Annotated in this window: 18 protein-coding genes; 1 reads left to right on the top strand and 17 read right to left on the bottom strand. The window is 65.8% G+C overall.

Going from position 1 to position 15,510, the window contains the following annotated elements:
- Nucleotides 1–77: 77 nt before the first annotated feature.
- Nucleotides 78–470, bottom strand: a complete 393-nt coding sequence (locus ACYQ0Z_RS00180) for a thioesterase family protein (RefSeq protein ID WP_459863208.1) — start codon at nucleotides 468–470, stop codon at nucleotides 78–80.
- Nucleotides 467–1,453: an NAD(P)H-dependent flavin oxidoreductase gene (locus ACYQ0Z_RS00185; RefSeq protein WP_459863699.1), complete on the bottom strand. Its 987-nt coding sequence runs from the start codon at nucleotides 1,451–1,453 to the stop codon at nucleotides 467–469. Before ACYQ0Z_RS00185 ends, ACYQ0Z_RS00180 begins: the two co-directional genes overlap by 4 nt.
- Before the next feature lie 92 nt (nucleotides 1,454–1,545).
- On the opposite strand from ACYQ0Z_RS00185, the gene ACYQ0Z_RS00190 reads away from it, so the two are divergent.
- A complete protein-coding gene (locus ACYQ0Z_RS00190) occupies nucleotides 1,546–2,070 on the top strand; it encodes a gamma carbonic anhydrase family protein (protein WP_459863210.1) in 525 nt (174 codons plus the stop codon).
- A gap of 100 nt (nucleotides 2,071–2,170) precedes the next feature.
- Here the strand turns inward: ACYQ0Z_RS00190 and ACYQ0Z_RS00195 are convergent, their stop codons facing one another.
- The 15 genes from ACYQ0Z_RS00195 to ACYQ0Z_RS00265 form a co-directional block, all read right to left on the bottom strand.
- A complete protein-coding gene (locus tag ACYQ0Z_RS00195; protein WP_459863212.1) occupies nucleotides 2,171–2,641 on the bottom strand; it encodes a PaaI family thioesterase in 471 nt (156 codons plus the stop codon).
- 161 nt (nucleotides 2,642–2,802) lie between these two features.
- Nucleotides 2,803–4,281 (bottom strand): aldehyde dehydrogenase family protein, encoded by a 1,479-nt coding sequence (locus tag ACYQ0Z_RS00200; RefSeq protein ID WP_459863214.1) that lies wholly within the window; start codon nucleotides 4,279–4,281, stop codon nucleotides 2,803–2,805.
- 45 nt (nucleotides 4,282–4,326) lie between these two features.
- On the bottom strand, nucleotides 4,327–5,532 hold the full coding sequence (pcaF, locus tag ACYQ0Z_RS00205) for a 3-oxoadipyl-CoA thiolase (RefSeq protein ID WP_459863216.1): 1,206 nt from the start codon (nucleotides 5,530–5,532) through the stop codon (nucleotides 4,327–4,329).
- A 29-nt stretch (nucleotides 5,533–5,561) separates the two neighbouring features.
- On the bottom strand, nucleotides 5,562–6,308 hold the full coding sequence (locus tag ACYQ0Z_RS00210; RefSeq protein WP_459863218.1) for a 3-hydroxyacyl-CoA dehydrogenase family protein: 747 nt from the start codon (nucleotides 6,306–6,308) through the stop codon (nucleotides 5,562–5,564).
- The gene (locus ACYQ0Z_RS00215; protein ID WP_459863220.1) at nucleotides 6,295–7,149 is read right to left on the bottom strand and encodes a 3-hydroxyacyl-CoA dehydrogenase NAD-binding domain-containing protein; all 855 of its coding nucleotides are present in this window, start codon (nucleotides 7,147–7,149) and stop codon (nucleotides 6,295–6,297) included. The genes ACYQ0Z_RS00210 and ACYQ0Z_RS00215 overlap by 14 nt, the downstream gene beginning before the upstream one ends.
- An 88-nt stretch (nucleotides 7,150–7,237) precedes the next feature.
- The gene (locus ACYQ0Z_RS00220; RefSeq protein ID WP_459863222.1) at nucleotides 7,238–8,017 is read right to left on the bottom strand and encodes an enoyl-CoA hydratase-related protein; all 780 of its coding nucleotides are present in this window, start codon (nucleotides 8,015–8,017) and stop codon (nucleotides 7,238–7,240) included.
- Nucleotides 8,018–8,046: 29 nt separating this feature from the next.
- Nucleotides 8,047–8,826 carry an enoyl-CoA hydratase-related protein gene (locus ACYQ0Z_RS00225; protein ID WP_459863224.1) on the bottom strand — a complete coding sequence of 260 codons (780 nt, stop codon included), beginning with the start codon at nucleotides 8,824–8,826 and terminating at the stop codon, nucleotides 8,047–8,049.
- 9 nt (nucleotides 8,827–8,835) lie between these two features.
- Nucleotides 8,836–9,144, bottom strand: coding sequence for an EthD family reductase (locus tag ACYQ0Z_RS00230; RefSeq protein WP_459863226.1), 309 nt, complete (start codon nucleotides 9,142–9,144; stop codon nucleotides 8,836–8,838).
- Nucleotides 9,145–9,246: 102 nt separating this feature from the next.
- Nucleotides 9,247–10,602 (bottom strand): phenylacetate--CoA ligase family protein, encoded by a 1,356-nt coding sequence (locus ACYQ0Z_RS00235; protein ID WP_459863228.1) that lies wholly within the window; start codon nucleotides 10,600–10,602, stop codon nucleotides 9,247–9,249.
- Nucleotides 10,603–10,753: 151 nt separating this feature from the next.
- Nucleotides 10,754–11,239, bottom strand: coding sequence for a 1,2-phenylacetyl-CoA epoxidase subunit PaaD (gene paaD, locus ACYQ0Z_RS00240; protein WP_459863230.1), 486 nt, complete (start codon nucleotides 11,237–11,239; stop codon nucleotides 10,754–10,756).
- 43 nt (nucleotides 11,240–11,282) lie between these two features.
- Complete coding sequence (gene paaC / locus ACYQ0Z_RS00245) at nucleotides 11,283–12,077, bottom strand: 1,2-phenylacetyl-CoA epoxidase subunit PaaC (protein WP_459863232.1); 795 nt, start codon at nucleotides 12,075–12,077, stop codon at nucleotides 11,283–11,285.
- Nucleotides 12,046–12,429, bottom strand: coding sequence for a phenylacetic acid degradation protein (locus tag ACYQ0Z_RS00250; protein WP_459863234.1), 384 nt, complete (start codon nucleotides 12,427–12,429; stop codon nucleotides 12,046–12,048). Before ACYQ0Z_RS00250 ends, paaC begins: the two co-directional genes overlap by 32 nt.
- 36 nt (nucleotides 12,430–12,465) lie before the next feature.
- Nucleotides 12,466–13,452: a 1,2-phenylacetyl-CoA epoxidase subunit PaaA gene (paaA, locus tag ACYQ0Z_RS00255; RefSeq protein ID WP_459863236.1), complete on the bottom strand. Its 987-nt coding sequence runs from the start codon at nucleotides 13,450–13,452 to the stop codon at nucleotides 12,466–12,468.
- Nucleotides 13,449–14,054, bottom strand: a complete 606-nt coding sequence (locus ACYQ0Z_RS00260; RefSeq protein ID WP_459863244.1) for a TetR/AcrR family transcriptional regulator — start codon at nucleotides 14,052–14,054, stop codon at nucleotides 13,449–13,451. The genes paaA and ACYQ0Z_RS00260 overlap by 4 nt, the downstream gene beginning before the upstream one ends.
- A gap of 252 nt (nucleotides 14,055–14,306) precedes the next feature.
- Entirely contained in the window at nucleotides 14,307–15,503 is a 1,197-nt protein-coding gene (locus ACYQ0Z_RS00265) for an ABC transporter substrate-binding protein (protein WP_459863246.1), read from the bottom strand.
- Between the last annotated feature and the right edge of the window lie 7 nt (nucleotides 15,504–15,510).

Consider the following 15,510-nt stretch of genomic DNA (forward strand, 5'->3'; position numbering starts at 1 on the left):
TTCTGAAAGGGCTTACAAAGAAATGTATGTCTTTTCAAAATTGTCCTCGAGAAGGCCCGTGGCCGACAGAAGTCGGCCTAGGCCATGGCATGGATGCGTTCTTGGATGCGCGCCTTGGGGAGAATCACCTGCGTGAAGACCCCTTCGCCGACGACAGCCTTGTCGTGCATGGCCCACACCCGGCAAACGACTCGCTTCGGCGTCACCTCAATCGCCTCGGCGGTGAAGGTCACCGTCTTCCCTACGGGAGCAGGGGCGCGGTGCTCGACGGAGATGGCCGCGCCGATCCCTTCCTCCTCATCCTCCAGGAACGGCTCGATCACCTTACGCCCGGCCCACTCCAGGTAGTACACCATCGACACGGTGGACAGGACGGGGTGGATGCGCTTGCCCCCAAAGCCGGCGCACATGTCCTCGGTAACGGTGACGGTGATTGTCTCCCTATGCCCGACCGCCAAGCCCGGTTTCACCGTTCGTTCCCTCCTTGCGCTGGGGTGCCCAATGTCCGCCACGCCGCCGCCAGCTGCTCGATCAGCGGCCCGCTTTCGGCGACGATGCGCGCAATCACCTCGCGTACCGTCGGCACATCGGTGACAAGCCCGACGATCTGCCCAGCGTTGACGTGACCCTCCTCCAGCCGGCCCTCAATCGCCCCGCGGACGTGGCTCTCCTCGCTCGTCAGCCGGTCGAACTCGGCCTCCGTCAGCCCATCCCGCTCGCGGGCGGACACCATCCGGGCGTACGGGGTGGCCAGGAGGCGCGTTACCCGCCCCACCGACCGCCCAACGACCACCGTGTCGGTGTCCGCAGCGGCCACGAGGGCCTCCTTGTAGCGGTCGTGAACGCGGGCCTCCTTCGTCGCCACGAAGCGCGTGCCCATCTGCACCCCGCTGGCCCCCAGGGCGAGGGCGGCCACGAAACCGCGGGCGTCGGCAATGCCGCCCGCCGCCACCACCGGTACACGGACGGCGGAGGCGATCTGCGGAATGAGCGTCATCGTCGTCAGCTCCAAGGGCGCGTTTTTCCCCGCCGCCTCCACCCCTTCCGCCACCAGCACATCGGCCCCGGCGGCGGCCGCCTTCTTCGCCTGGCGCACCGATGCCACCGTCACCATCACCCGTCGGCCCCGTTCCTTGAAAAGCGGAATCCACGGCGCCGGATTGCCGGCCGACAGGCTGATCACCGGTACGTCGGTCTCGAGCACCACGTCGACGACGCGCGCCAGGTCCGGGTGGACAGATAGCGGCAGGTTGACGGCAAAGGGCTTGTCGGTGAGCCGCCGGGCCGTCTCGATGCGTGCGCGCAGCTCCTCCGGTGGTAGGGTGCCGGCGCCGATCTGGCCCAGCCCGCCGGCTTCGGAAACGGCGGCGCACAGCTCGCCGCTGGAGATGTTGCCCATGCCGCCCTGGATGATGGGATAGCGGATGTTGAGGAGTTCCAAGAGCCGCTTCACGGTCATGGCCATGCCTCCGTTTCCCTTTCCTCGTCTTCTCCCGCGCAACCGTGCTATAATGACGCCAAAGAACTCGCGGGAGGGATCGCGCCATGCTCTACGCCCTTGGCGACAAGCGTCCGCGGGTGCACGAGACGGCCTTCATCGCCCCCGGCGCCCACATCATCGGCGACGTGACGATCGGGCCGGAGTCGGGCATCTGGTTCAACGCCGTCCTCCGCGGCGACGAAGCGCCCATTGTCATCGGGACCGCCGTCAATGTGCAGGACAACAGCACCCTGCACATGTACGAGAAGTACCCGCTTATCCTCGAGGACGAGGTCTCCGTGGGCCACAACGTCATCCTGCACGGGTGCCACGTGAAGCGCGGCGCCCTCGTCGGGATGGGTTCAGTCATTCTCGACGGTGTGGAAATCGGCGAATACGCCCTCATCGGGGCCAACACCTTCATCCCGTCCGGAAAGAAGATCCCGCCCTACACGCTGGTGTTGGGCGCACCGGGGAAGGTGGTGCGCGAGCTGACCGAGCAGGATCTCGAGCTGGTCAAGATGACCACACGCGTGTATCGGGAGAAGGCGAAGCAGTTCCGCGAACGCCTCACCCGGTGCACGGAATGAAGCGCGACGTCCGGTCGAGCGACGCGGACGAACGCCACCGCGGCCCGCGGCAACGCCCCGGGCCGCGGCTCCTTTTGACAGCGGGGTGGCAACCGTCGCCTCAGCGCACCGCGCCGTCCCCCGCCGCCGGCGCTTCCTCGACCAGCGGCCGCTCCATGCGGTGCACGACGCCCAAACAGCGGGCGATGAGCCGGCCGGAGGCGGTCGTTACCGTCATGTCGTAGAATCCGGCGCGGCGTGTCACATGGTTTTCTCGCGCTTCGGCGATGAGCCGCTCGCCAAGGGAGGCGGCGGCGAGAAACTGGATCGACACGCTGGTGGCCACGGCCACGCGATTGTGCGAATTGCTGGCCACGGCAAATGCGTAGTCGGCCAGGCTGAATACGAGCCCGCCGTGGGGCGTGCCGGCGAAGTTGAACAGATCGGGCGTCACGTCGACGGCCACGCGGGCGTAACCCGGGGCGGCTTCGAGGAGCGCAAAGCCCATCCGCCGGGCGTACGGGTCTGCGCGGAACCGGTCGAGGAGACGCTCCGGAAGATTCCGTTCGGGGGTTTCCCTGAATGCGTTCACGCCCGTCCCCTCCGGTTCAATTTGCGCGTTGCCCTGTCCACAACTCCCAGGCGCGGCGACGGCCGGCGGCCCAGGCGGGGACAGGTCGGGCCGCCGAGAAACGGGAGAAGGTGACCCTGGCCCCGCCGACGCGCCGGCAATCGCCACGTCGGTTCGGCGCCTTACACGCCGAACGGGTTAAGCGGTTTTTCGCCGATGTAGGCGAGCACGCTCTTCGTCTCCGTGTACAGTTCCAGGGACTCGATGGCCAGCTCCCGGCCAAAGCCCGACTGCTTGTACCCGCCGAAGGGCAGGCCCGGGAAGGCGGAGAACGGGTTGTTGATCATCACCACGCCGGCCTTGAGCTGTCCGGCCACGCGGTGGGCGCGGGCGAAGTCCTTCGTCCACAACGCCGCGGCCAGGCCGTAGATGGTGTCGTTGGCCAGGCGCACCGCCTCCTTCTCGTCGCGGAACTTCATCACCACGACCACGGGGCCGAAGATCTCCTCCTGGGCCACGCGCATGTCGTTCGTCACGTCGACGATCACCGTCGGCGCATACCAGTGGCCCTTCTCGAAGCCCGGCACGGTGAGCCGCTCGCCGCCGTACAGGACGCGCGCCCCTTCCTGCTCGGCCAAGCGCACATAGGAATCAATGACGTCCACCTGCTTGGCGGAGATGACGGCGCCAATGTGCGTGCTCGGATCGAGGGGGTCGCCTACCTTGAGCTTCTTGGCCTTCTCCACAAACTTATTCAGGAATTTGTCGTAGATCGACTCGTGGACGAACAGGCGCGAGCGGGCTTCGCAGGACTGCCCGGTGTTGTAGTAGATGCCAAACAGGGAGCCGTCGACGGCCGCGTCGAGGTCGGCGTCCTCAAACACGAGGTTCGGCGACTTCCCGCCCAGCTCCAGCGTGACGCGCTTGAGCGTTTCCGACGCGCGGACCATGATGTCCTTCCCCGTCGTCGTCTCGCCGGTAAAGGCCACCTTGTCCACGCCGGGGTGCTCAACGAGGTAGGCGCCGACGTCAGCACCGCTGCCGGTGACCACGTTGATGACGCCTTCGGGCACACCTGCTTCATGGCAGATCTCCGCCAGCACGAGGGCAGTGATCGGCGTGAGGCTCGCCGGCTTGAGGACGATGGAGCAACCGGCGGCCAGGGCGGGGGCAATCTTCCACGCCGCCATCATCAGCGGGTAGTTCCACGGCACGATCTGGGCGCAGACGCCGACCGGCTCCTTCACCGTGTAGTGGAAGAAGCCCTTCGGCACCGGCTTCGTGCTGCCCTCGAAGGCCAGCGCCGCGGCGGCGTACAGCTCGAAGTCCTCGATGGCCTGCATCACTTGGCCCTTCGCCGCCGAGAGGGCCTTCCCGCTGTTGAGCACTTCCAGCTTGCACAGTTCGTCAAAGCGCTCGCGCATGATGGCAGCGATGCGATTTAAGATCTGCGCGCGGCGGGAGGCCGGATAGCGGGCCCACTTGCCGTTTTCGAGGGCATTGCGCGCTGCCGCCACAGCCTTGTCCACATCGGCACGGGTGGCCTTGGCCACCTTGGCGATAACCTCGCCCGTCGCCGGGTTGTAGGTGTCGAAATACTCGCCGCTTTCGCTCTCTACGTGCTGCCCGTTGATGAACAGGAGGTACCGGTCCTTCAGCATGGTATTCGCCTCTCCCTTCTGCTGGATCGATGGTGTGGGTCTTGCTCACGCGAGGCGCTCGACGAGGGTGGCGATGCCCTGGCCGACGCCGATGCACATCGTCGCCAGGCCGTAGCGCCCGCCGCGACGGCGCAACTCGTACACCAACGTGCCGAGGATGCGCGCGCCGCTGGCCCCGAGGGGATGGCCGATGGCGATGGCGCCGCCGTTAACGTTCACCTTGGCGTGATCCAAGCCCAGCTCACGGATGCACGCCAGCGCCTGGGCGGCGAAGGCCTCGTTCAGCTCCACCAGGTCGAGGTCGTCGACGGTGAGCCCGGCGCGCGCCAGGAGCTTGCGCGTGGCGTAGATCGGCCCCAGACCCATGTAGCTCGGGTCGACGCCGGCCACGGCGAAGGTGACAATCCGCGCCAAGGGCGTAAAGCCGAGGGATTCGGCCGTCTTCCGTTCCATGATCAGGAGCGCCGCCGCCCCGTCGTTGATCCCCGACGAGTTGCCGGCCGTCACCGTTCCTCCCGGGCGGAAGGCGGGTTTCAGCTGGGCCAGCTTCTCCAGGGTCGTGTCCGGGCGCAGGTGCTCGTCCTTGTCGAAGAGGCGCGTCTCGCCGCGTCCGGCGGGCACCTCCACGGGGACGATTTCGTCGGCGAACTTGCCCTCCTCCCACGCCCGGGCCGCTCGCCGCTGGCTCTCCAGGGCAAAGGCGTCCTGCTCCTCGCGGGTGATGCCGAAGCGCTCAGCGACGTTCTCCGCCGTCTCCCCCATGCTGTAGGGCGGGTACTTTTCCGCCAGGCGGGGGTTGACGAAGCGCCAGCCAATCGTCGTATCCACCAACTCGCGGTTGCCGCGGGGCAGTTCCTCCTCGGGCTTCAACATGACGAGGGGCGCCCGCGACATGCTCTCCACCCCGCCGGCAATGAAGATGTCGCCGCACCCGGCAGAAATGGCCGCCGCCGCCTGGTTGACGGCCTCCAGCCCCGAGCCGCACAGGCGGTTCACCGTCACGCCGCCCACTTCCTCGGGCAGCCCGGCCAGCAACACGGCCATGCGCGCCACGTTGCGGTTGTCCTCGCCGGCCTGGTTGGCGCAGCCGAAGATAACATCCTCGATGGCGGCCGGGTTCAACTGCGGGTTGCGCGCCAAAAGGGCGCGAATGACGTGCGCGGCCAGGTCGTCCGGACGCACGCGGCTCAGGCTGCCGCGGTAGCGGCCGAAGGGCGTGCGCACGGCGTCAACGATCACGGCTTCGCGCATGGCTGTTCCTCCTTTGCTCACAGCGTCTCTTACGCGCGCGACGATCCGTCTGCGTACCGGTAAAAGCCGCGGCCCGCCGCCCTGCCCGTCCACCCGGCATACACCAGCTTGCGCAGGAGGGGGGCCGGGCGGTAGCGGTCTTCGCCCAGTTCGCGGAAAAGGCCCTCCAAGACGGCCAGCACCTGGTCCAGGCCGATGCGGTCGGCCCACTCCAGGGGACCGTAGGGATAGTTCGTGCCTTTTTTCATCGCCAAGTCGATGTCCTCCGCCGTGGCCACCCCCTCCATGAGGGCAAAAGCCGCCTCGTTGGCAATCATGGCCAGGGTGCGCGGGAAGACAAGCCCCGGCGCGTCGTCCACCACCTCAACCGATTTGCCGCGCGCCCGCCAGAAGGCTAGGGCCCGTTCCCACTGGGCGTCGTCTTCGGCCTGCAGCGGGCGGCTCACCTCCAGCACAGGCATCTCGTCCAGCTGCCACGGCGAAAACCCGACCACGCGCCCGGGGTGCGCCAGATGCGCGGCCACCTCGGTGGCGCAGGCGCCGACGGCCGACGTGTACACGGGAACGGCCGGATCCAGGTCCCGCTCAGCCGCCGCCAAAAGGGCGCGCTTCTCCTCGCGCCGCGCAGTGACGTCCACGACGGCGTCGACGGCGAGTGCGCCGGCCGCCTCTCCGCCGTCCCAGCGGAGGACTTCGTCGCCTTGCGCTGCCAGCCAGCGAGCCACCTCGTCGGCCAGCGGCCCGCTGCCGACCAGCAACACCCTACTCGCCGTCATAGCGGTAATACCCCCTTCCCGTTTTCCGGCCCAGCGCGCCAGCGCTCACCATCATGCGCTGGATCGGGTGCGGGCGGAAGCGCGGGTCGTGGAAGAAGGCCTCGTACACCGAGGTGGTCGTGGCGAAGTTGATGTCGATGCCGATCAGGTCCTGCAGTTCAAAGGGCCCCATGCGGAAGCCCGCCGCCTTCAAAATGCGGTCGGCCTGTTCGATCGTGGCCACGCGGTCGCCGACGATGCGCAAGGCTTCATTGTAAAAGGGCCGGGCCACCCGGTTGACGATGAAGCCGGGCGTGTCCTGGGCGCGGATGGGCACCTTGCCCACGGCTTCGACAAACCGCACGGCAGCGTCCACCGCCGCGGGCGCCGAGAACTTCCCCGCGATCACCTCGACAAGGGGCATTACCGGCGCAGGGTTGAAAAAGTGCATGCCCACCACGCGCTCGGGCTGTCTCGTCGCCGCGGCGATCTCCGTGACCGACAGCGACGAGGTGTTCGTGGCCAGGATCGTCTCCGGCCCGCAAGCGGCGTCGAGGGTGCGGAACACCTCGCGCTTGACGTCAAGGCGCTCGATGACCGCCTCGATGACTAGTGCCGCGCCGGCCGCGTCCTCCAGCGCCGCCATCGGGGCAATGCGCGCGAGCACCGCGGCGGGGTCCTCCGCCAGCCGTCCTTTCTCTGCCCGCTTGTTCAGCCGGCCGGCGATGGCGCGAAGCCCTCGCTCGAGCGCCGTCTCCGCAGCGTCGTACAGCCGAACAGCATACCCGGCAACAGCAAAGACTTCGGCGATGCCATTGCCCATCGTCCCCGCCCCGATAACGGCGACGGTTTCCTTGGACATCCCGGTTGTCTCCTCCTTCCGTGCTCGAGCGGCAGTGCCAGCGGGTCTGCGGATGCGCGCCGGCTGCGCCCCGCCTTTCGCGGCCGCCCTAGCGGCCGCGGAACACCGGCTTGCGCTTCTCAAAAAAGGCCCGCACGCCTTCGCGGTGGTCTTCCGTTTTCCCGGCGATGGCCTGCAGGTGCGCCTCATAGGCCAGTTGCTCGCCCAGCGGAACCGTCAATCCCTTGTAGAAGGCCCGCTTGGTCAACGCGATGGCCCGTGTCGGCATCTGCGCCAGGCGCTCAGCCAAGGCGATCGCCTCCGGCATCAGCGCGTCATGGGGCACGACGCGGTTGATCAGACCGATGCGGGCCGCCTCCTCCGCCGTCACCTTGTCGCCGAGCAGGGCCAGCTCCATTGCCTTGGTCAAGCCCACGAGGCGGGGCAAAAACCACGTGCTGCCCGAATCGGGTACCAGGCCGATATGCACGAAGGCCTGCACGAAGGACGCCTTGTCCGACGCCAGTTTCAGGTCGCAGGCCAAGGCCAAGCTCACGCCCGCACCGGCGGCCACGCCGTTGACCGCGGCCACGACGGGTTTTTCGAGGGACGTGATGGCCTCGATGATCGGGTTGTACCCGCTCCGCAGCAGCTCGCCATAGTCGAGGTCCGGGTTTTGCGTCACCGTCTCCAGGTCCTGTCCCGCGCAGAAGGCCCGCCCTTCCCCGGTGAGGACCGCAGCGCGCACGGCGTCGTCCCGCGCGATGCGTTTGAAGGCGTCGAGCAGTTCCCTGTGCATCTGCGGGGTGACGGCGTTCAGCTTGTCCGGGCGGTTCAAGGTGACAACCGCCACCCCTTCCCGCTGCTCCACGCGAATCGTCTCGTACATGGCCATCCTCCTCTGGCGTTGATGAGCCGTCAGCGGCCCTTGAACGACGGACGGCGCTTTTCGAGAAAGGCACGCATGCCTTCCGCCTTGTCTTCCGTGGCGAACAGCAGGTAGAAGCAGTTGCGCTCGTACTCCATACCGTCCTGCAGCGTGGTATCGAGGGCCTTGTAGACCGCCTCTTTGATCAGGCGCACGGCCATGGGCGGTTTTTCGGCAATGCGCCGTGCCAGGCGAAGCGCCTCGTCGAGACAGGCTTCCGTCGGCACCACGCGGTTGACCAGACCGATGCGGTACGCCTCTTCCGCCGTGATCGGATCGCCGGTCAGCAGGATTTCAAGGGCCCGCGCCTTGCCGACAAGGCGGGTGAGGCGCTGCGTGCCCCCCGCACCCGGCATGACGCCCAGGTTCACCTCCGGCTGGCCGAAACGGGCGTTCTCTCCGGCGATGATCAGGTCACAGGCCATAGCCAGCTCGCACCCGCCGCCGAGGGCGTACCCATTCACCGCGGCAATGATAGGCTTGGTGATCCAGCGGATGCGGTCCCACACGCGGAACTGGTTGCGCTGCTTCATCTCCACCACGCCGGCTTCGGCCATCTCCGTGATGTCCGCGCCGGCGGCAAAGGCCCGCTCGTTTCCGGTGAGGACGATGCAGCGGACCGCGTCGTCGCGGTCGAGGCGTTCCAAGGCGTCAACCAGCTCGTCGACCAGCGCCAGGTTGAGGGCATTGAGCACCTCCGGGCGGTTCAGGCGGATAAGAGCCACGCCGTCGGAAAGGTCGACCAGCAGGTGTTGGTACGCCCGCTCCATCGCCCGCCCTCAGGCCTCCACCACTTCGCCGATCATCATGTACACGAGCTTGCCGGCGAAGCCCATCAGGTCCTTGGCCGCCGCCTTCCCTTCCGGCGACGCCATTGCCGCATCCAACGCGGCGCGGTCGGCGAACACCATCTCGGCCATCAAGTAGTACTCCGCCTCGCCGCCCATCGGCGTGCCGCTGATGCGCGTCACCTCGATTTTCTGGAGGCCGGGCATCTTCTTGGCCAGCGGGGCGTGGGTCTCAAAGTAATGGCGGTCAAAGGCCTCCTTGTCTTCCGGCTGGCGGTACAGGGCGATCAGTTTGACCATGCTCCTCGCCTCCCCTTGCGTTGTTCAAATGGTCCCACCCTTCCGATCGTTATGACATCCATCGGCGCGGGAATGCCTGCTGCGCCTAACGAAACGGATCCATTACACTGTCGTCTTGGACGCGGAGGGGTTGGTCTGATACAGCTGTCGGCGATCGATGATGCGCTTGGCCTTTCCTTCGCTGCGCGGGAGGGTGTGCGGGGCCTTCAGGGCCACGTCCACAGTGACGCCGAGGGCATCCTTCAGCATCTCGCGCAGGTGTCCGGCCAACCGGCCAAGGCTCGGGTGTTCCGGCGCGAAACCACCAATGCCCGCGACAAAGGATTCCGACACTTCAACCTCCAGGGTCACCTGATCCAAGGCCCCCTGGCGATCGATCACCACCTGGTAATGGGCGGTCAGCTCCGGCACGCTGAGCACCACGGCTTCCATCTCCGACGGGAAGACGTTCACCCCGCGAATGATCAGCATGTCGTCGATTCGCCCCTTGACGCGCGACATGCGGATGTGCGTCCGACCGCAGCGACAGGGCTCGGGATAGAGGAAGGCCACGTCGCCGGTACGGTAGCGAATGACGGGGAACGCTTCTTTGGTGAGCGAAGTGAAGACCAGCTCGCCCGTTTCCCCGAGCGGCAGCGGCTCGCCCGTTTCCGGATCGATGACCTCGACGAGGAAGTGGTCTTCGGCGATGTGGAGCCCCTCCTGGGCTTCCCAGCATTCAATGGCCACGCCGGGACCGATCACCTCCGACAGCCCGTAGATGTCCACGGCCTTGATGCCCAGCTTCTCCTCCAGCGTCTGGCGCATCTCCTCCGTCCACGGCTCGGCCCCGAAGATCCCGTACTCCAGGCTGGTGGTGCGCGGATTCTTGCCCATCACTTCCATCGTCTCGGCGATGTTCAGCACGTAGGACGGCGTGCCGGCGATCCCGCGCGGTTTGAAGTCTTCAATGAGCGTGATCTGGCGCGGTGTGTTGCCGCCGGACACCGGCACAACCGTGCAGCCCAACCGTTCCGCACCGTAGTGCATGCCGAGACCGCCCGTAAACAGGCCGTAGCCGTAGGCGTTGTGGAAGACGTCGCCCGGACGTCCCCCTGCCGTGGCGATGGCCCGCGCGCAGACCTCGGCCCAGTTCTGGATGTCCCGCTTCGTATACCCCACAACCGTTGGCTTGCCCTTCGTCCCCGAAGACCCGTGGATGCGCACGACGTCCCGCAGGTCCACGGCAAAAAGCCCGAAGGGATAATTTTCCCTTAGATCGGACTTTTTCGTGAACGGAAGCTTGTGCAGGTCTTCTACCCCGCGAATGTCCTCGGGCTTGATCCCCCGCTCGTCGAACAGCCGGCGATAGAAAGGCACGCGGTGGTACACCCGTTCGACCGTTTCGCGGAGCAGAGCCGACTGCAGTCGCTTCAGCGCCGGCCGATCCATCAGTTCGATTTCCGGTTGGAACAGCACAGCGGTCCCCTCCCTCGTCTTCCCCGCAACGCGTTCTCGTCCCGTCTTCCTCACACACCGTCTTGACGCGTCCCGTCTTCCTCACGTCTCGGTTTCCCGCACACCGCCCGCTCGCGGCTTCCGCAGCGGCGTGGGAATGCGGCGAAACCGCTTACACGGGCTTCATGCCTTCAAACGGCTGCCGACAGGCTTTGCAGTAGAAAATGGCGCGACAGGCAGTCGGACCAAACAGGTTCTCGATGGCGGTGTCCCGCGCGCCGCAATAGGGACACTCCGGCGCGATCGCCATACCGTCGGAAGCAGGCGGTGGCGCCAGGCCGAATTCGGCCAGCTTCCGGCGCCCCTCGGGTGTGATGCGATCCGACGTCCACGGCGGGTTCAGGACAAAGCGCACCTCCACCTCCTCCACCCCGTCCACCTGCGCCAGGCGTGCTGTCACATCGCGGCGCAGGATGTCCAGGGCTGGGCAGCCAACGAAGGTAGGCAGCATCTCCACGGTGACCCGCCCCCCCTCGGCTGCCACGCGGTGCACCATTCCCAGCTCGACGACGCTCACCGTGGGAATTTCCGGATCCTTGACCTCCTGCAGCGCCTCCCACAGCGCCGTTTCCAATGTTTCGCAAATTCGTTCGTCCATCGTTTCACCTCCCGTCGCCGCCCTTCACCGGCCCGCGGCCGGTTTACCAACGGGCGTGGGGATCGATGCGGTAGACTTCCCCCATCGTCTCGAGGAGCGCGTCCAGGTCGGCGGAGTGCTGGCCCAGACGGCCGTCCTCCTTCGCCGGATGTGGTGCGCCTGGCCACGCCAGCTGGGCCGCCTCAAAGAGAGGCTTCATCCGCGCCTCCCAGCGCTGAACCAGTTCGTCGCGGGCGACCGGCAGAATGCCTTCGGCGACAATATGCGCCTCGTGGACACCGAGGGAGAACAAGTCGCCCAGGTCGTCCCATACGGCAGCCACCGCCCGTTCCACACGCGCTTTGGCCTCCCCGCCGGCCTGGCCAAGGCGGGTAAACCACGTCTCCATGTGCAGGAGGTGGTAGCGCTCCTCGCGGCGGATCTTCACCGCCCCGTGGGCCAGCGGCGCGTAGCTGGAAGACGCCAGCGCCTCCAGGCGGACATCTTCAAAGATGTCGTACACGAGGTGGCGAACGATCGTGTACGCCCAGTCGCCGTTGGCCCGCTCGACAAGCCGCGCGTTGCGCCGCACCGCCGCCGGGCGGCCGTAAGCCAGATCGTCTGCCTTCCCCTCGCCCAGCTCGCTGAGGAGGTGGTAGAAGAGCGTGGCGTGGCCCACTTCGTCCTGGGCGATGGAGCTGAAGGCCACGTCCTCCTCGATGTCCGGGGCCAGGCCCAGCCACTCGGAATCGCGGTGGCCGAGAAACAGCTCGTCGTCGGCCAGCTGATACAGGAAGTCGATCAGCGCGGCCTTGTACACCGGGCGATCAATGGCCTGCGCGGCCTGTTCGACCTTCATCCGCCTCACCCCGCAAATCCTGGACAACTTCTTCGAGCGTCATCATCCGTTCCTTGAACATCCGCCACAGCCGCCCGTTCTCGGTGTATCCGGCCACTTCGCGGTAGCGGCGGTCCAGCTCCCGGGCGAAGAAGTCGGCGTCCTCGTAGGACGTGGCATGCACATGCTCGCGGCGCACCACCCAGATGCTCACTGCGTGGTCGCGCCGGAGAAAGTTCTCCCGCGCAACCTGAAGCGCCAGCTCCGGGGAGGGTGCCAGGACGCTGCCGACATGCACGTGATGCTCCGTCGGGCTGCGCTGGATGAACACCTCATAGACATCGTAGACGCCTTCTCGCTTCACGTCCGGCATGACAGCCCCTCCTTACTCCCCTGCGCAACCCCGCCGTCACACGGCCTGCGCTGCGGTACGGCTGACGCGCGTCATGGCTTCGCGCACCCAGCGGTTGCCCTCGTGGGCTTGGCGGCGCAGCGCAATTCGCTCTTGCGACTTGGGCCCCTGGTTTTTCTGCACAATGCGGGCAAACTTGTCCCAATCCGGCTCCGTGTAGACCCACCGGTTCTGGGTCTGGTCGTACCGCAGGTTTGGATCGGGAATCGTCAGCCCGACCGCCTTGATCCGCGGCACATACCGGTCGAGGAACTTCTGGCGCAGCTCCTCGTTGGTCTTCGTGCGAATCTTGTAAACAAGCATCTTCTTGGCCGCCTCCGACATTTCCGGCGGACCGAAGAAAAACATCAGCGCTTCCCACCAGCGCTCGAGGGCCTCCTGCAGCATGCGGCGCTGCGTTTCCGTTCCGTCGGCGAGAGCCAGGATGATCGATTCGCCATGCTGCATGTGAAAGCTCTCTTCGGCGCAGATGCGCTTCAACACACGCCCGTACGGCGCATAGGAGGTATCAAGGAGCGACGCCTGGGTGATGATCGCCGCGCCGTCGACCAGCCAGCCGATCACGCCAGCGTCGGCCCACGTCGGTGCCTCCATGTGGAACACATTGTGAAACTTGACCTTGCCCACAAAGATGTCGGTGATGAGATCGTCACGCACCTTGCCCAGCGGTGCCGCCAGGTCCTCCGCCACGCGCAGGAGCAGCTGTCCGTGCCCCACCTCGTCCTGCACCTTGGCCATGATGGCCAGCTTGCGACGCAGCGTCGGCGCTTTTGGCACCCACTCCTTCTCGGGGTAGCACCCCATGATCTCGCTCACGCCGTGCATGTGGATCAGCCGGATGAGGAGCTGGCGGTACTCGTCGGGCATCCAGTCGGTGGCCTCAATCTTCTCGCCCCGCTCGATGCGGGCCAGGAACTTGGCCTTTTGCTCATCTTGCAGGATTTCCGCGCGAATCTCCTCCAGGGTGCGCGTTGCCGTCGTCATGGCGCGTTCCTCCTTTCCCCTTCCTTCCGTTCTGCCGACAGCCCCTGAAGCAGGAGGTCGGCAAACTGCTCGGCGATGGTTTCCGGACTCAGCGGCCCGGCAGGGTTGTACCACTGGTACAGCCAGTTGGCCGCCGACAGGATGAGCAAGCGGGCAAATTTGGCGTTGACTGGCTTGAATGCCCCGCTGCGGATGCCTTCCTCGAGAATGGCGGCCCACATCGCCTCGTACCGGTCGCGCTTCTCCTGGATCACCGCCCGCCGCTCGTCGGTCAGCGCCCGCCACTCGTGGAAGAAGACCTTGGCCGCGTCCAGGTGATCGGCGACGACGCGCGCATGGGCGATGAGGCCGCGCTTGAGCTTGTCGGCCGGATCGCCGGGACCCGCGGCGATCGGTTCCAAGGCCGCAAGGAAAGCGTCGGCGCCTTCGTTGGTGATGGCAAACAACAGGTCTTCCTTGGAGGCGATGTGCGCGTAAAGGCTCCCGGAAAGAATCCCGCTGGCATCGGCGATGTCGCGAATCGTCGTTCCGTGGTAGCCTTTCTCGCTGAAGAGCTGGCGTGCCGCGGCCAGAATCTGTTCCTTGCGGCCGATACGAGGCAATGTCCTCCCCCCTTGTCTTTAACAAGCGCTTGCTTGTTTTTAGAATAGCGCAAGGACAGGTTTGCTGTCAATAATATAAAGATAATTTTCACCCTTCCCCAGGTTCTGTGCAATGACATTTGTCACGCTTCACCCGATTCTTCGCCTTGCCCGTTCGAAACCGTCCTCCTACAAAGGAAGGGGCCCCCTCGCGCGTTTCCCCGCGAAGCGGTCCCCGTCCCCTTGGCCAGAGGGGCGCCGATGATGCGCCCCTCAGTCTTGCTTGTACACCCACTTGCCGCCTTTCACTTCAGCCATGACCATCGCGTCCGTCGTCAGACCGTTGTGGTCCTCCGGCGAGAAGTTGAACACACCGGTGGTGCCCACCCAGTTCGTCGTCTTCTCCAGGTGGTCGCGGATGGCTTCACGCGTGGTGGCGCCGTTTTTCAGCGCATCGACGATGAGGTGAAACGCGTCGTACGCATACGCGGCAAAGTTCCCCGGCTCGCTGTTGTAGGCTTGCACATACTCCTGGTAAAACTCGCGCACCACTTTGGCCTGCGGATCGCTGTCCGGGATCTGCTCGGCCACCAGCAGCCGTCCAGTCGGAAGCACGACGCCTTCCGCCGCGTCACCAGCCAGCTGGATGAAGGTGTTAAAGGCGCTGCCGTGGCTGCTGATGTACGGGATGGTCAGGCCAAGATCTTTACGGTTCTTGGCGATGATGGCCGGTCCGGGGTTGGTCCCCCACACGACCATGGCCTGGGCGCCGGCGTTCTTGACCTTCGTCAGCTGAACGGTCATGTCCTGGTCCTTCGTGTTGTACGATTCCGTCGCCACGATCGCGATGCCGAAATCCTTGGCGAGCTTGACCAAGGCTTCCTTTCCGGCAGTACCATACGCATTCGAGTCGTGGACAATGGCAACCTTGGTCAGGCCCTTGTCTTTCAGGTATTGCCAGATGCGCGCCGCGGCCAGCTCGTCGGAATGGGGCGTCTTAAAGACCCACTCGTTCGGGGGCTCCACCACCTTTACGCTCGCCGCCAGGGAAACGAGGGGAACCTGGTTTTCCTGGGCGATGCCCTTCATGGCCAGGCTGGCCCCGGTGGTGGTGGACCCGATGACGGCCAGCACCTTTTCATCGTGAATCATGCGGTTCATCTCTTGCTGGGCCTTTTGCGGCTCGCTCTCGTCGTCGACCAGCACCAGGCGCAGGGGAACGCCGTTGATGCCGCCGCTTTCATTCAGCTTCTTTTCCAGCAATTTGAGCGTGTTGTACTCGGGTTCGCCCAGCGGGCTCGCCGGACCGGTTTTGGACACGATGGCACCGATGACGTACTCTTTCGGCTTTTCCCCGCCGCCCGGTTCTCCGTCGCCGCCACCCGACGCCCCTTGCTGGCCACCGCAGCCGGCCAGCATCAGCACCATCGTCAAGCCGACCACCCTCAGGATCCGCAACGTGTTTTTCATGCGACCA

It is taken from the genome of Calditerricola yamamurae, assembly GCF_054654135.1.

Excerpts from the sequence above, each read along its gene's own strand:
- ACYQ0Z_RS00190 (WP_459863210.1), top strand. The coding sequence starts at position 1,546 with ATGCTCTACGCCCTTGGCGACAAGCGTCCGCGGGTGCACGAGACGGCC.
- ACYQ0Z_RS00200 (WP_459863214.1), bottom strand. The coding sequence starts at position 4,281 with ATGCTGAAGGACCGGTACCTCCTGTTCATCAACGGGCAGCACGTAGAG.
- pcaF (WP_459863216.1), bottom strand. The coding sequence starts at position 5,532 with ATGCGCGAAGCCGTGATCGTTGACGCCGTGCGCACGCCCTTCGGCCGC.
- ACYQ0Z_RS00210 (WP_459863218.1), bottom strand. The coding sequence starts at position 6,308 with ATGACGGCGAGTAGGGTGTTGCTGGTCGGCAGCGGGCCGCTGGCCGAC.
- ACYQ0Z_RS00215 (WP_459863220.1), bottom strand. The coding sequence starts at position 7,149 with ATGTCCAAGGAAACCGTCGCCGTTATCGGGGCGGGGACGATGGGCAAT.
- ACYQ0Z_RS00220 (WP_459863222.1), bottom strand. The coding sequence starts at position 8,017 with ATGTACGAGACGATTCGCGTGGAGCAGCGGGAAGGGGTGGCGGTTGTC.
- ACYQ0Z_RS00225 (WP_459863224.1), bottom strand. The coding sequence starts at position 8,826 with ATGGAGCGGGCGTACCAACACCTGCTGGTCGACCTTTCCGACGGCGTG.
- ACYQ0Z_RS00230 (WP_459863226.1), bottom strand. The coding sequence starts at position 9,144 with ATGGTCAAACTGATCGCCCTGTACCGCCAGCCGGAAGACAAGGAGGCC.
- paaD (WP_459863230.1), bottom strand. The coding sequence starts at position 11,239 with ATGGACGAACGAATTTGCGAAACATTGGAAACGGCGCTGTGGGAGGCG.
- paaC (WP_459863232.1), bottom strand. The coding sequence starts at position 12,077 with ATGAAGGTCGAACAGGCCGCGCAGGCCATTGATCGCCCGGTGTACAAG.
- ACYQ0Z_RS00250 (WP_459863234.1), bottom strand. The coding sequence starts at position 12,429 with ATGCCGGACGTGAAGCGAGAAGGCGTCTACGATGTCTATGAGGTGTTC.
- paaA (WP_459863236.1), bottom strand. The coding sequence starts at position 13,452 with ATGACGACGGCAACGCGCACCCTGGAGGAGATTCGCGCGGAAATCCTG.
- ACYQ0Z_RS00265 (WP_459863246.1), bottom strand. The coding sequence starts at position 15,503 with ATGAAAAACACGTTGCGGATCCTGAGGGTGGTCGGCTTGACGATGGTG.